Below are 977 nucleotides of genomic sequence, written 5' to 3' on the forward strand. Positions count from 1 at the left end.
TGAACGCGCTCTCCACTGCTTAATGACATTCCTTTCCCGATTAAAAAATCTGTCAGATCGGATGTGGTCGGCCCGAAAACAGTTCTGGCAAAACCAATGGTGTCGCCTTCAACAAACAAAAAAGATGGGAATCCCAATGATTCGTCATCTGCGAGGCTGTTCTTAATATCTTCAACTGAAGCTTTAGAGCGATTTATCTTCTGAACCAGACTCTTGTCATTTGTTTTGGTAAAGAGAAAAGTTTTTCCATCGATTTTATGAATATACAAATAATTGGAGCCAACCTGCAGGTGATGATTATCAGCCAGCAGAGAATTAAGGAAAACAGACAGGTTTATTGAGCGCTTATCTTTCCCTTTATTTTTGCTGCGGTAAGTCGCATAAAAACCATTCTTCATAATTCAATCCATTTACTATGTTATGTTCTGAGGGGAGTGAAAATTCCCCTAATTCGATGAAGATTCTTGCTCAATTGTTATCAGCTATGCGCCGACCAGAACACCTTGCCGACCAGCCAAACGTCTCTTCAGGCCACTGACTAGCGATAACTTTCCCCACAACGGAACAACTCTCATTGCATGGGATCATTGGGTACTGTGGGTTTAGTGGTTGTAAAAACACCTGACCGCTATCCCTGATCAGTTTCTTGAAGGTAAACTCATCACCCCCAAGTCTGGCTATGCAGAAATACACCCTGGCTCAACAGCCTGCTCAGGGTCAACGAGAATTAACATTCCGTCAGGAAGCTTGGCTTGGAGCCTGTTGGTGCGGTCATGGAATTACCTTCAACCTCAAGCCAGAATGCAGAATCACTGGCTTTTTTGGTTGTGCTTACCCATCTCTCCGCATCACCTTTGGTAAAGGTTCTAAGCTTAGGTGAGAACATCCCTGCCTGAACATGAGAAAAAACAGGGTACTCATACTCACTTCTAAGTGACGGCTGCATACTAACCGCTTCATACATCTCGTAGATTTCT

3 protein-coding genes are annotated in these 977 nt (G+C 43.5%); all 3 read right to left on the reverse strand.

Annotation, left to right across the window (positions count from 1 at the left end):
* Window positions 1-398 (reverse strand): protein rexA (locus EOS_RS42605; RefSeq protein WP_047898273.1); only part of this gene is annotated, 398 nt, incomplete at its 3' end.
* A gap of 70 nt (window positions 399-468) precedes the next feature.
* A complete protein-coding gene (locus tag EOS_RS48880; protein WP_268760405.1) occupies window positions 469-693 on the reverse strand; it encodes a LexA family protein in 225 nt (74 codons plus the stop codon).
* Between the two features lie 34 nt (window positions 694-727).
* Window positions 728-977 (reverse strand): LexA family protein (locus tag EOS_RS48885; RefSeq protein ID WP_326972988.1); only part of this gene is annotated, 250 nt, incomplete at its 5' end.

Origin of the sequence: Caballeronia mineralivorans PML1(12) (genome assembly GCF_001028175.1) — a bacterium.
GTDB classification, from domain to species: Bacteria; Pseudomonadota; Gammaproteobacteria; order Burkholderiales; family Burkholderiaceae; genus Caballeronia; species Caballeronia mineralivorans.